This window comes from uncultured Sphingomonas sp. (assembly GCF_964235535.1).
GTDB lineage: Bacteria > Pseudomonadota > Alphaproteobacteria > Sphingomonadales > Sphingomonadaceae > Sphingomonas.
In genome coordinates, this window is record NZ_CAXSBH010000015.1 from 23,315 (window position 1) to 35,286 (window position 11,972).

Annotated in this window: 12 protein-coding genes and 1 tRNA gene; 5 read left to right on the forward strand and 8 right to left on the reverse strand. The window is 68.5% G+C overall.

The window, feature by feature from the left end; translation table 11 throughout:
- Positions 1 to 36: 36 nt before the first annotated feature.
- The 3 genes from ACFE7F_RS06830 to ACFE7F_RS06840 are packed head-to-tail and all read right to left on the reverse strand — an operon-like array spanning position 37 to position 2,992.
- Complete coding sequence (locus ACFE7F_RS06830) at positions 37 to 1,083, reverse strand: homocysteine S-methyltransferase family protein (protein ID WP_375403099.1); 1,047 nt, start codon at positions 1,081 to 1,083, stop codon at positions 37 to 39.
- Positions 1,083 to 2,027: a methylenetetrahydrofolate reductase [NAD(P)H] gene (gene metF / locus ACFE7F_RS06835; protein ID WP_375403100.1), complete on the reverse strand. Its 945-nt coding sequence runs from the start codon at positions 2,025 to 2,027 to the stop codon at positions 1,083 to 1,085. The genes ACFE7F_RS06830 and metF overlap by 1 nt, the downstream gene beginning before the upstream one ends.
- The gene (locus ACFE7F_RS06840) at positions 2,024 to 2,992 is read right to left on the reverse strand and encodes an ArsR/SmtB family transcription factor (RefSeq protein WP_375403101.1); all 969 of its coding nucleotides are present in this window, start codon (positions 2,990 to 2,992) and stop codon (positions 2,024 to 2,026) included. Before ACFE7F_RS06840 ends, metF begins: the two co-directional genes overlap by 4 nt.
- 106 nt (positions 2,993 to 3,098) lie before the next feature.
- On the opposite strand from ACFE7F_RS06840, the gene ACFE7F_RS06845 reads away from it, so the two are divergent.
- The 3 genes from ACFE7F_RS06845 (at position 3,099) to ACFE7F_RS06855 (ending at position 5,914) form a co-directional block, all read left to right on the forward strand.
- Complete coding sequence (locus ACFE7F_RS06845) at positions 3,099 to 3,413, forward strand: lipoprotein (RefSeq protein WP_375403102.1); 315 nt, start codon at positions 3,099 to 3,101, stop codon at positions 3,411 to 3,413.
- A 171-nt stretch (positions 3,414 to 3,584) separates the two neighbouring features.
- Positions 3,585 to 3,746 carry a hypothetical protein gene (locus tag ACFE7F_RS06850; protein WP_375403103.1) on the forward strand — a complete coding sequence of 54 codons (162 nt, stop codon included), beginning with the start codon at positions 3,585 to 3,587 and terminating at the stop codon, positions 3,744 to 3,746.
- A 101-nt stretch (positions 3,747 to 3,847) separates the two neighbouring features.
- Entirely contained in the window at positions 3,848 to 5,914 is a 2,067-nt protein-coding gene (locus ACFE7F_RS06855; RefSeq protein WP_375403104.1) for an EAL domain-containing protein, read from the forward strand.
- A 296-nt stretch (positions 5,915 to 6,210) separates the two neighbouring features.
- On the opposite strand, the gene ACFE7F_RS06860 is transcribed toward ACFE7F_RS06855, so the two are convergent.
- From ACFE7F_RS06860 to ACFE7F_RS06880, 5 genes are all read right to left on the reverse strand, one after another.
- Positions 6,211 to 6,528, reverse strand: coding sequence for a hypothetical protein (locus tag ACFE7F_RS06860; RefSeq protein ID WP_375403105.1), 318 nt, complete (start codon positions 6,526 to 6,528; stop codon positions 6,211 to 6,213).
- A gap of 1 nt (position 6,529) precedes the next feature.
- Positions 6,530 to 7,012 carry an SAM-dependent methyltransferase gene (locus ACFE7F_RS06865; RefSeq protein WP_375403106.1) on the reverse strand — a complete coding sequence of 161 codons (483 nt, stop codon included), beginning with the start codon at positions 7,010 to 7,012 and terminating at the stop codon, positions 6,530 to 6,532.
- Positions 7,013 to 7,112: 100 nt separating this feature from the next.
- The gene (locus tag ACFE7F_RS06870; RefSeq protein WP_375403107.1) at positions 7,113 to 8,501 is read right to left on the reverse strand and encodes a short-chain fatty acyl-CoA regulator family protein; all 1,389 of its coding nucleotides are present in this window, start codon (positions 8,499 to 8,501) and stop codon (positions 7,113 to 7,115) included.
- A 743-nt stretch (positions 8,502 to 9,244) separates the two neighbouring features.
- Positions 9,245 to 9,910, reverse strand: coding sequence for a DUF4893 domain-containing protein (locus ACFE7F_RS06875; protein ID WP_375403108.1), 666 nt, complete (start codon positions 9,908 to 9,910; stop codon positions 9,245 to 9,247).
- Positions 9,911 to 9,924: 14 nt separating this feature from the next.
- Positions 9,925 to 10,710 (reverse strand): 3-hydroxybutyrate dehydrogenase, encoded by a 786-nt coding sequence (locus ACFE7F_RS06880; RefSeq protein ID WP_375403109.1) that lies wholly within the window; start codon positions 10,708 to 10,710, stop codon positions 9,925 to 9,927.
- An 87-nt stretch (positions 10,711 to 10,797) separates the two neighbouring features.
- Between ACFE7F_RS06880 and ACFE7F_RS06885 the strand changes: the two genes are divergently transcribed.
- Positions 10,798 to 11,751 (forward strand): neutral zinc metallopeptidase, encoded by a 954-nt coding sequence (locus ACFE7F_RS06885; RefSeq protein WP_375403110.1) that lies wholly within the window; start codon positions 10,798 to 10,800, stop codon positions 11,749 to 11,751.
- A gap of 72 nt (positions 11,752 to 11,823) precedes the next feature.
- Positions 11,824 to 11,899: transfer RNA gene (locus ACFE7F_RS06890), tRNA-Ala, on the forward strand.
- Positions 11,900 to 11,972 lie beyond the last annotated feature (73 nt).

Below are 11,972 nucleotides of genomic sequence, written 5' to 3' on the forward strand. Positions count from 1 at the left end.
CCTCTCCCGCGAAAGCGGGAGAGGGTAAGCATCAGATCAAGCCGCCATCGTCATCGGCTCCAGCCCGGCCAACCGCGTCCGAACATCGGGCCGTGCCACACGCCGCGGCGCGAGTCCCGCGACCCCGTCCGCGATCGCCTTGATGTGCGCCGGCGTCGACCCGCAGCAGCCGCCCAGTACGTTGACCTGCCCCGCCCGCGCCCACTCGCCGACCAGCCCGGCGGTCGTCGCCGGCCGCTCGTCATATTCGCCGAGCTCGTTCGGCAACCCCGCATTCGGATAAACCATGATCAACGTGTCCGCGGTCTCGGACAGCGTACGAACATGCGGCCGCAACTGCTCGGCCCCGAACGAACAATTCAGCCCGATCGTCACCGGCTTGGCATGCCGCACCGCATGCCAGAACGCCTCGACGGTATGCCCCGACAAATTGCGCCCTGACAGGTCGGTCAACGTCATCGAAAGCATGATCGGCAGGTCGCGTCCAAGGTCCCAGCCCGCCTCCAGCGCAGCCATCACCCCCGCCTTGGCGTTCAGCGTGTCGAACACCGTTTCGATAAGGATGAAGTCCACCCCGCCCTCGACCAGCGCGTCGATCTGCTCGCGGTAAACGCCCTTCAGATGATCGAAGTCGATCTCGCGGTACCCCGGATCGTTGACATCGGGCGACAAGGACAAGGTCTTGTTCGTCGGCCCGATCGCCCCCGCTACGAACCGGGGCCGCCCATCGCGTGCCTCGAACTCGTCCGCCAGCTCGCGCGCGATCCGCCCCGACGCGACGTTGATGTCGCGCACCAGCGCCTCCGCCCCGTAATCCGCCTGGCTGATCACGTTCGCCGAGAACGTGTTGGTCGACACGATGTCCGACCCCGCCTCCAGATACGCCCGCGTGATGTCGCGCGGCACCTCCGGCATGGTCAGCGCGAGGATGTCGTTGTTGCCCTTCTGGTCGCGCGACAGCCCCAGATCGCCCGCATAGGCGGCCTCGTCGAGCTTCCAGTTCTGGATCTCGGTCCCGAACGCCCCGTCGGTGATCAGGACGCGCTTTTCGGCCTGCGCCAATAGCTTCGCGCGCGCACTCATCACGCTGCCTCAGCCCGCGCGACCGCCTGCGGGCGCAAGCCCAACATATGGCAGATCGCATAGGCGAGCTCCGCACGGTTCAGCGTGTAGAAGTGAAACTCGCGCACGCCGCCCGCATACAGCCGTCGGCACAGCTCCGCCGCGATCGTCGCCGCCACCAGCTGCCGCGCCGCGGGCCTGTCGTCCAACCCCTCGAACAGCCGGTCCATCCAGTCGGGGATCGCCGCCCCGCACTGCCCGGCGAAGCGGCGGACCTGCGCCACGCTCATCACCGGCAGGATGCCCGGCACGATCTCGGCGGTGATCCCCGCCGCCGCCGCGCGGTCGCGGAACCGGAAATACACATCCGGAGAAAAGAAGAACTGCGTGATCGCACGGTTGGCCCCGGCGTCGATCTTGCGCTTAAGGTTGTCGAGATCGCTGTCGTCGCAAGCCGAGTCGGGATGGCGCTCGGGATAGGCGGCGACCGACAGCTCGAACGGGTGAAGCTTGCGCAAGCCCGCAACCAGGTCGGCCGCGTTCTCGTACCCGCCCGGATGCGGAGCGAAGCGCGCGCCCGGCGTGGGCATATCGCCGCGAAGCGCGACGATATGCCGCACTCCCGCCGCCCAATATTCGTGCGCGACCTGGTCGATCTCCTCGCGGCTCGCCTCCACACAGGTCAGGTGCGCGGCGGCGGCGATCGGCGTCTCGCGCTGGAGCCGCGCCACCGTGGCGTGCGTCCGCTCGCGCGTCGACCCACCCGCGCCGTAGGTTACAGACACAAAGCGCGGCCCAAGCGGCGCGAGCATCTCGACCGCCTCCCACAATTGCGCGTCCATCTTGTCCGATTTCGGCGGGAAGAATTCGAACGATACCGCCATGTCGCCCGCCAGATCGGCGAACAACGGTTCGGCGAGCGCGCGCCGCGCCTCATCCATCTGTGGAATGGTCAGAACAGTCATGCCGCCAATACCTCCTTCACCAACACCTCCTTCAGGCGCGCGCCGGGCCGACGGCCCAGCCACAACTTCACCGTCAGCTCGCCGCCGCCCAACGTCTCCGTCCGAGCCGCTACGAGCCCCGCCGCCTCGAACCAACCCGCCACCTGCTCGTCCGAGAAGCCGAGCCGCGCATGCGCGTCGCGCTGGCGCAGATCCTCGCGTCCGTGCGGCGCGAAGTCGGCGATCAGCAATCGCCCGCCCGGCCCCAACACCCGAGCCGCCTCGCCGATCGCCAGGTCGGGTGCTTCGGCAAAATGGAGCACGTGATGCAGGATCGCCAGATCCGCTTCGCCATCGCCGATGGGCAACCGGTACAGGTCAGCCTGGCGAAGTTCGGTGTTGGCGCGGTCGTGAAGCTTGGCTCGCGCGAGCCGGAGCATCTCGGACGACCGGTCGACGCCCATCGCCTCGCACGCACGCCCGGCGAACAGCTCGAGCATGCGGCCCGTGCCCGTGCCGATATCCACCAGCATTCCGACGGGGGCGTCGCCGAGCACCGCCTCCATCGCCGCCTCGACCTCGCTTTCAGCGACGTGCAACGAGCGGATCGCGTCCCACTCACCCGCATGCGCCTCGAACCACGCCGCCGCCGCCGCCGCCCGGTCGCCGCGCACCGCCGTCAACCGTGCGAGATCGGCCTCGACCGACCGCTCCAGCGCGCCCAGGCCCCACGCGTCAAGCGACGCGCTGACTGCCGCCACGACCCGATCAGGGCCTAGCGCGACGAATACCCAGCTGCCCTCCTTGCGCCGTTCCGCCAGCCCGGCGTCGATCAGGATCTTTACATGGCGCGACACCCGCGGCTGGCTTTGACCGAGCACCTGCGCCAGTTCGCCCACGGACAACTCCATGCGCCTCACCAGCGCCAGGATGCGCAGGCGGGTGGAGTCGGCCAAAGCACCGAAAATGTCGAGTGGGTCGATCACGATATAACGATATAAAGATATCGTTATATGACGTCAACCGACTTGACGCAGCGAAGTGGAAACGCTCCTTCCACACCGCTCAGCGCGTTATTTGAAAGGATGACCAATGAAGAAGCTTACCTTGACCCTCGTCTCCGCCCTTGCGCTCGCCGCCTGCAGCCAAAACGCCCAAAATGAAACCGCCGAAGCGGCCAACGCCAACGCCGGCGATGCTTCGGCCGCTACCGGCGAAGCCGTGAACGATGTCGACGCCGCGACCGACAATGCCTTCGGCTCGGCCGAGCAGTCGGTCGACCAGGCCGGCCGCTCGATCGAGAACGGCGCGGAAGAAACCGGTTCCGCCGTGGTGAACGGCGCCGACGCCGCGGCCGACGCCGCCGGCAACGTGCTCACCAAAGCCGGTAAGGCGATCGAGGACTAATATCACACCCTCTCCCGCGTAGGGCTACGCCCGCCTTCGGCTCCGCGGGAGAGGATGGTCGAGCGTAGCGAGGTCGGGTGAGGGCACTTCCTACAACGGTCCTGCTCTCACCCTAGCGCTACGCGCCTGTCCCTCTCCCGCGAAAGCGGGAGGGGGTTAGAAAGGTAGTTGATGCGCGTCCTCCCCCTCGCCCTTCTTCTCGCCGCCTGTTCCGCGACGCCGGATGATCCCGGTCAGGTCACGCCCGACGAGGACCGCCGGCTGAACGAGGCCGCCGAGGTGCTCGATGCGAACAGCGTTGACGACAACGGAACCGGCGCGAACGGCGACTGATTTCGACAAGTCACCCGGACATAACGACCGCTGCGGCAAACTGACTGAAGTTAACCAACAAACGCAACATCACCGCAAACCCCGCCTTGTTAGAAGGCCGTATGACGTCGCCGCTCCAGTTCGCGAGACCCTCCCGGCTCCGGCGGCTGTTCGCGTTCGACGATGGTGCGGCACCCGAACAGATTGAGCTCGAACGCGGCCGCCTGGCGCTCACGTTGGTGCGCGAATATGAGGAGCAGGGCGCGGGCTGGTTTTGGCGCACCGACCGCGATGGCGGCATCGTCTATCTGTCGAGTAAGGTGGCCGAGGTCGGCGTGGGTCCGGACGGTGCGATCGACATGTTCTCCCGGCTGTTCCGGACCGATAACGACTGTCACAACAAGCGCACGCTAGCGTTCCATTTATCGTCGCGAACCGCTTTTTCCGATCTGTCCGTCAAGTCGGTCGGCGGGGGCGAGGACCGCTGGTGGTCGATCTCCGGCCGTCCCGTCCATGACGGGCATGGCGGGTTCCAGGGCTTCGCAGGCCACGGCAGCGACCTGACCGAAAAACGCCGATCCGAGGCGGAGATCACCCGTCTCGCGCTGTCGGACGGCCTGACCGGCCTAGCCAACCGCGAGCGGATGCGCGTCGCGCTCGAGGGAACGCTCGCCACCACCGGCGGCGGCTACCGCGCCAACGGGCTACTGCTCGTCGATCTCGACAGGTTTAAGGCGGTCAACGACACGCTCGGCCACCAGACGGGCGACACGCTGCTTCAGCAGGTGGCCCAACGCCTGACCCGGTGCATCGGCGATGCGGGACTGGTCGGCCGGCTGGGCGGCGACGAGTTCCAGGTGCTGTTGTGCGGCGAGGGCGGCCGCGACCGCCTGGCCGACCTCGCGCGCGAGGCGATCGCGTCAGTGAGCCAGCCTTACTTCATCGGCGGGTCATCCATTACGATCGGATGCTCGATCGGCGTTGCCGTCGCGCCGGAGGACGGGTCGGATGCCGACACGCTGGTGCGCAACGCCGATCTCGCGCTCTACGCGGCCAAGGCGGACGGGCGCGGCGTACACCGTTTCTATCGGCCGGAGATGCTGGCGGGCGCGCAGACCCGCAAGCGTATGGAGGACGATCTGCGCCTCGCGCTCAAGTCCGATCAGCTCCACGTCGCCTATCAGCCGGTCGTCAGCACGGCGACGACACGCATCGTCGGCTTCGAGGCGCTGGTCCGCTGGGACCACCCGCTCCGCGGCGCGGTGCCGCCGTCCGAATTTATTCCGGTGGCCGAGGAATGCGGGATGATCGAGGCGATCGGCGAATGGGTCCTCCGGTCCGCCGTCCGCGACGCCGCCGCCTGGAGTCCCGAGATCCGGCTCGCCGTCAACGTTTCGCCGATCCAGTTCGCCAATCCCGCCCTCCCCATGATCGTCGCGGGCGCGCTGGCGGCGAGTGGGGTCGCCGCCGACCGCCTCGAGCTGGAGATCACCGAATCGGTGTTCCTGACCGACTCCGCCGCGTCCGACCGCATGTTCGCAGCGCTCAAGGGCCTGGGCGTGCGACTCGCGCTCGATGATTTCGGCACGGGCTATTCCTCGCTGGGCTATCTGCGCTCGGCACCGTTCGACAAGATCAAGATCGATCAATCCTTCGTGCGCGGCGCGGCGATTGAAGGAAGTCGCAACGCTGCGATCATCGGAGCGATCGTCACGCTCGCCACCGCGCTCGGCATGGAAACCACCGCCGAGGGGGTAGAGGTCCAGGACGAGATCGAACTCGTCCAACGCCTGGGATGCAGCCACATCCAGGGATACGTATACGGTCGTCCGATGCGCCAGGGTGCCGTGCTCGATCTCGTCGCGGCGGACGGAGGTCAGGCCGTCGCGGCCGGCTTCAAGTTCAGCCGCCCGCCCCGCGTCCGCATGCTTCGCCAGGCGCGGCTGGAGGTAGGCGGCGAACGCTTGTTCATCCGCATCCGCAATCTGTCCGCGACCGGCGCGATGATCGACGGCATCGGCCCGGCAAGCCATCCCGACGGAGCGCCCGTCCGCATCGAGCTGCTCGACGACCAGCTATTCGACGGTCATCTCCGCTGGGCTCGGGAAGGACGAGCGGGGATCGCCTTTGCCGAGCGGTTCGACCTCGACCGGCTGAACGCGTCCCGGTCGCTCGCCCGGTCGGCCTAGGACGCGACTGTGACGTTCCGGCCCGTCTTTACCCGCCGCGTGATCCGGCTGCGCTTCCGTCTCTGTCCGCGCGGATCAAGCCCACGTTGCCCATAGAACTTCATGTCGTTGCGGTGCCCTGCCCGACTCTCCAAATGGAGTAGGTACGCTTTGATGGAAATCCGCCCTCTCTACATACGGCCGGTCGAGCGCCGCATCGCTCTCGGCCGGCCCGCGCACCTTGGTCGCCATCACCCGACTCCATCGCAGGACCGGGCGCTCGCTCGGCAGTTCACGAGCGAGGGACGTGCCCGGCGTCAGTCTCGCCCCAGATCCTGCCTGAGCGGTCGTGCGCGCGTGCCGCGTCCCGCGCGTGTCCGGTTCGACCAGGCATCCGCATGCCGGCCGTCGCCGGTCCGCACACGCCCGCCCCCGTCGCCGATCGCGCTCCTGATCACCAGCGCCAGCGCGATGCAGGCCAGGCAGAAACTCAGGAGCGACATGGCGGCGGGCTCGGTCACGGGTCGGCCCGTCACCAGCTCCCGCACCGACGGCGACACCGCGCAAGCCATCCCGAAAAGAGCGAGCGCGCAGAGCTGACGGGTGCGCCTGCGACGGACTTTGGGGTCGACCATCTCAGGCGGCCGCCGACGGACATATGAGCGTTCGCCGCTGTGGGCGTCCTGCCTGCGCCGCACGGTCGCGGCGCCTGCGGCCGATCGGGATGACGAGATCCGCGCTCACCCCGAGCAACGCGGCCGCCACGGGCCGCGGTGCGAGGATCAGATCGGCATCGCCCTCCGCCTGCTCGCTCGCCAGCGCCTCTGCGACATCGACGGCGTCGAACCCCCAGCCGACACCCGCGTCGGGATGGCGCGCGCTCGCCGCGGCCGCCGCATGGGCCGCCTCGCGCGACGCCGCGCAGCCCCGCGCCTCGATCGCGGTAAAGCCCATCGCACGCGCCAAGCGGACGACGCCCGCCAGGCGGCGACCCGTTCCGCAATCGATATCTACGATCCGGATTGCGTGGCGGCCCTCGTCGCGCAGGCGTGCGAGCGCTCGTTCCACCAGTTGCCTGGTCCCTTCGGTCCCCGCCGCTTCGACAACCCACCCGCTCATCTCAATATGCTCCTCGTTGATGACGAGCAATATGGACTTGGTGCGGCGGTGAGTTCGAGAGCGAAACCTGCTTCAGGTCATTAGGATAGCGTAGGAATCGTCAGTCGCGGACGAAGGTCAGCGCGCTCATCCGCCGCTCGCGCTCGTCGACGACCAGCGCGCGTCCCGCAGGCGCGGCCGACCGTTGCGGACAGTCCGCGCGAAGGCAGGCGCGGCATCCAAGCCCGATCGGCGTCGCATCGCCGTCCAGATCCACGCCGCGTGCCGCCGCCAGCACGCCCGCGGACCCGGCCTCCACGCCCAGCCCGACCGCGAACTCGGCCGCGACCCCACCGTAACGCCGACCCTGCGGCGTTACCGTCCGCGCGATCGTCAGCCACCGCTCGCCTTCCTCCAACTCGACCAGTTGCACCGCCAGTGCTCCCGGCCGGTCGAACGCATGGTGCAGTCGCCACAAGGGGCACCGCCCCTCCGCTTCCACGAGCGCCGCCCCGCTCGCCCCGCCATATCGCTTCGAGGACTGGCCTGCCCGGTCGATGCGGATCATGAAGAAGGGCAGGCCCCGCGCGCCCACTCGTTGCAACGTCGTCAGCCGATGCGCGACCTGCTCGAACCCGGCGCCGAACCGCCGTTGCAGCAGCTCCAGGTCGTACCCCGTCGCCTCGCACGCGCGCAGGAAGCGGACGTAGGGCATCATCAACGCCGCCGCGAAATAGCTCAGCAGGTGCCGACGATAGAGCCGCTCGGCCGTGCGATCGGCCATATCCGCACCCTTGACCAGCGCATCGACGTCGCTCCGAACCTCCGTCGACGCCAGATGGTACGCGGCCGCGAAGGTGCGCGACGCCGGATCGAGCAGCTCGCTCAGCTGCAGCTGCCGCGCATGCAGGTCCAGCCGCCTGAGCACATCGGGTAACACGTCGACCGGCAGCACGCGGATCGTCAATCCGTGCTTGACGCGTAGCCGTTCGGCGACCGCGCCGTACAGGTCGCCCGACCGGAGCCGCAGCTCGTCCGCCAGCGCCTCCGCGCGCGCATCCAGATCGGCGAAGTGGTTGCGCCACCGTTCGATTTCGCGGCGTACGGTCGCTACCGGATCGCCGGATGCGATCGGCGTCGCCCCGCCGCCGGGACCGGCACGGTCGAACAGTCGCGCGAACGCCTCCGCCCCGCCCGGTGCCGCCGCCAGCCATTCGGCCACTTCCGTCCGGTCCACGCCCAGATCGGCGAACATGGGATCGGCCAGCCGCCGCCGCATCGCGTCGGCCCCGCCTCCGGGCTCCGCCGCAGCCAGCGTGCGCGGATCGAGATCGAACCGCTCGGCCAGCTTCATCAGCACCCCGGCGGTGACCGGCCGCTGATTGCGCTCGATCAGATTCTGATAGCTCGCCGAGATGCCCAGGGCTTCCGCGAACGCGGCTTGGCTGATCCCCGCCTCCCGCCGCACCCGCCGCACGGCATGCCCCGCGAATATCTTGCGCTCGGCCATATCCGCCCCCTCCGCTGGTACCCTTTAACCCTCTCCCGCCTTTTCGGGAGCGGGAAAGACGCGGCATTGCCGCGGCGAGGGTGAGGGCCGAACCATGCAGAGGCGAACGCAAACTGTGAAGCTTTCACACATGCACAGGTTCGGCCCGCTCGCTTCGGGGTTGTCCCCCACACCCCAGATCGGCCAATGACCGACCGAACCGGACGAACGACCATGCGCACCCTCAATAATGCCCTGACCGCCCTCCTGCTCTGCCTCGGCACCGCCCTCCCCGCCCAGGCGGCCGTAACGATCACCTTCTGGTCGCACGAGCTCGGCGACGACTTCCCTCATGCCTTCTTCTCGCTCCGCGGCGTTCCCGACGCGGGCGGCCCGCCCGTCGATATCAGCTACGGCTATACGCTGCGCACCGTCAGCCCCGCGGTGCTGTTCGGCTCGGTGCCCGCTCGCCTCGACCTGACGACGCCGAGCTACATGCGCCGAAGCGACGCGCAGTTCTCGCTCTCACTTACCGACGCGCAGTATCGCGACATGGTCTCGCTCGCCTATGAATGGAGCCTGCCGGCGGTCCGCTACGAACTGAACAGCCGCAACTGCGTCCACTTCACCAAGGAAGCCGCGCGCCGCCTCGGCCTCGCCGGCATCGACCAGCCCAAGCTCATGAAGAGACCCCGCAGCTACATAAAGGCACTTGCCGCCGCCAACGTCGGCCGGGTAACGATCATCGCACAGGACGGCGACGATTACCTTCCCGCGCTGCCGCCGCTTCCCGCGCCCGCTGTCACGCCGCCGCTCGCGGTCGTTCCCCCGCCGGTCGCGCCGACGTTGTCGGGCGTCAGCTCGACCACATCGAGTACCGACTCGAACCGAGGGTAGGGCAGCACGATCCGCCAGCGCGTCTCGCCGATCCGCTCCACCCAACCCGCCATATCGCGCGCCGCGTCGCGCCCATATCGCATCGCGCGGCGCTCGTCGCCCAGCACCATCGTCCCCAGGAACACCGCCCGCCCGGCCGTCTCGAGGTGGATCTCGCCGACGGGTCGCTGCGCCCCGGCGATCTTGGCGAAACGACCATCCTCGCCGATCCGACACCGCGCCCGGTCGTACGCCACGAAGCCCGGCGCACCCGCCGATTGCGCTCCCAGCCGGAACTTGCGGCACCGATATGCGCCTGCAGGCGGCACCGGGCTTCGCAGCGCCCGGTCGGGGTCGAACAGCATCGGATCCGCCGCGATAGCCGTAGCACCGCCGCCCGCCCTTGCCGCGGGCAGCGCCGACATCCAAGCCGCCCGCCACCCCCGCAACCGCCGCCGATCGTCCGCCGTCGCGACCTCGCGCCAGCCCTTCTGATCCTCGGTCATATCCTGCCGAGCGCTCGCCGGCGACGCCAGCGCGCATATCGCCGTCATAAGAGCGGGCACCCTCACGCCGCCGTCCATCCGCCGTCAACCGACAGGTTCGCGCCCGTGATCGACTTGGCGTCATCCCGGCAGAGGAATAGCGCCAGCGCGGCGACCTGTTCGGGCGTCACGAACGCCTTGGTCGGCTGGGCGGCGAGCAGCACGTCGTCGATCACCTGCTCGCGCGTAAGCCCGCGCGCCGCCATCGTATCCGGGATCTGGTTCTCGACCAGCGGCGTCCAAACATAGCCCGGCGAAATGCAGTTGACGGTGACGCCGCTCGTCGCCGTCTCCAGCGCGACCGTCTTGGTCAGCCCGACCAGCCCGTGCTTGGCCGCGACATACGCACCCTTGTTGAGACTCGCGACCAACGAATGCGCCGATGCCGTCGAGATAATCCGCCCCCATCCCGCTTTTTTCATATGCGGCACCGCCGCGCGCATGGTGTGGAACGCCGACGACAGGCAGACCCCGATGATCGCGTCCCATTTGTCCGGCGGGAACGCGTCGATCGGCGAGACATGCTGGATGCCTGCATTGTTGACGAGAATGTCGACGCCGCCCGTCCGCTGCACCGCCTGCTCGATCATCGCCGCGATCTCGTCGCCCCGCATCATGTCGGCGGGATCGTAGAACGCCTCCGCCCCGCTCGTGGCCGCCAGCTCGGCGCGCGTCGCCTCGATCGCGGCCGAGTCGCCGAAACCGTTGATCACTACGGTCGCCCCCTCGGCCGCGAACGCGCGGGCGTAGGCGAGGCCAATGCCCGACGTCGATCCGGTGACGATCGCGGTCCTACCGGTCAGAAACATTTCGAACTCCTCCGACGGGACGCCGCGCGTGCAACCTAGCATAACCGCCGAACATTCCGTAGGCGCCGATAACGAAGGAGCAAGTGCATGCGGCTCGACGATTTCGACCGGGACATCAACGTCGAGGACCAGCGCGGTCAGGGCGGCGGCGGTGGGCTCGGCGGCTTCGGTGGTGGAGGCGGCGGAGGCGGCTTGCTGTTCGCGTTGTTGCCGATGATCGGCAGCCGCTTCGGCATCGGCGGCATCATCGCGGTGGTGATTCTGCTCGCGGTGTTCGGCGGCGGGCTGGGCGGGCTCGGCGGCATGTTGGGCGGCGGGAGCCAGGTCGCCGCGCCTACCGAGCGGGTCGGCGACCGCACCGCCGCTGCGGGCGGCGCGGGCGCGGGTGGCGCATCGGCCGCCTGCTCGCTCACCCCCGAACGCCGCGCGACCTGCAACGCCTTCTCCTCGACCGAGAACACTTGGGAGGCGCTGTTCAGCCAGGGCGGCCAGCGGTTCCAACCCGCCAAGCTCGTCTTCTTCGAGGGTAGCGGTCAGTCGGGTTGCGGCGCGGCGCAGGCGGCAATGGGGCCGTTCTACTGCCCGCCCGACAAGGGCATCTATATCGATACCAGCTTCTTCAACGAGCTGGCCACCCGTTTCGGCGCGGCCGGCGATTTCGCGCAATATTACGTCGTCGCACATGAGATGGGACATCACATCCAAAGCGTGCTCGGCACCTCCGACCAAGTTCGTAAGCAGCAGGCGCGCGCGTCCGAGACCGAAGGTAACCAGCTGTCCGTCCGCCTCGAGCTCCAGGCCGATTGCTATGCGGGCGTGTGGGCAGCGCGCAACCGCGCCCGGCTCGAGCCGGGCGATATCGAGGAGGGCATGCGCGCCGCGCAGGCGATCGGCGACGACGCGTTACAGCAGAAGTCGCAGGGGCGAGTGGTCCCCGACAGCTTCACGCACGGCACGTCGGCGCAGCGCGAACGCTGGCTGCGCGTCGGGCTGGAGCGCGGCGACCCGGCGGCGTGCGACACCTTCTCGGGCGCGGTATAAGGGCGACGGCGGGGCATTGATCGACGCATATTGCGCAGGCGTTCGATGCTCGCTAGAGCGCCACTTCCGCGCGGGGCCGTAGCTCAGATGGGAGAGCGCTGCAATCGCACTGCAGAGGTCAAGGGTTCGATTCCCTTCGGCTCCACCACCGCGCGGACAAGGCAAAGCGGCGTAGCCGGCGAGCCGAAGGCCAAGCGCGGTTAGCAGCACTAAAGCGACGT

Bases quoted from the DNA above. Each gene is read 5' to 3' on its own strand.
- ACFE7F_RS06830 (WP_375403099.1), bottom strand. From the start codon at position 1,083: ATGAGTGCGCGCGCGAAGCTATTGGCGCAGGCCGAAAAGCGCGTCCTG.
- metF (WP_375403100.1), bottom strand. From the start codon at position 2,027: ATGACTGTTCTGACCATTCCACAGATGGATGAGGCGCGGCGCGCGCTC.
- ACFE7F_RS06845 (WP_375403102.1), top strand. From the start codon at position 3,099: ATGAAGAAGCTTACCTTGACCCTCGTCTCCGCCCTTGCGCTCGCCGCC.
- ACFE7F_RS06850 (WP_375403103.1), top strand. From the start codon at position 3,585: ATGCGCGTCCTCCCCCTCGCCCTTCTTCTCGCCGCCTGTTCCGCGACG.
- ACFE7F_RS06855 (WP_375403104.1), top strand. From the start codon at position 3,848: ATGACGTCGCCGCTCCAGTTCGCGAGACCCTCCCGGCTCCGGCGGCTG.
- ACFE7F_RS06860 (WP_375403105.1), bottom strand. From the start codon at position 6,528: ATGGTCGACCCCAAAGTCCGTCGCAGGCGCACCCGTCAGCTCTGCGCG.
- ACFE7F_RS06865 (WP_375403106.1), bottom strand. From the start codon at position 7,012: ATGAGCGGGTGGGTTGTCGAAGCGGCGGGGACCGAAGGGACCAGGCAA.
- ACFE7F_RS06870 (WP_375403107.1), bottom strand. From the start codon at position 8,501: ATGGCCGAGCGCAAGATATTCGCGGGGCATGCCGTGCGGCGGGTGCGG.
- ACFE7F_RS06875 (WP_375403108.1), bottom strand. From the start codon at position 9,910: ATGACGGCGATATGCGCGCTGGCGTCGCCGGCGAGCGCTCGGCAGGAT.
- ACFE7F_RS06880 (WP_375403109.1), bottom strand. From the start codon at position 10,710: ATGTTTCTGACCGGTAGGACCGCGATCGTCACCGGATCGACGTCGGGC.
- ACFE7F_RS06885 (WP_375403110.1), top strand. From the start codon at position 10,798: ATGCGGCTCGACGATTTCGACCGGGACATCAACGTCGAGGACCAGCGC.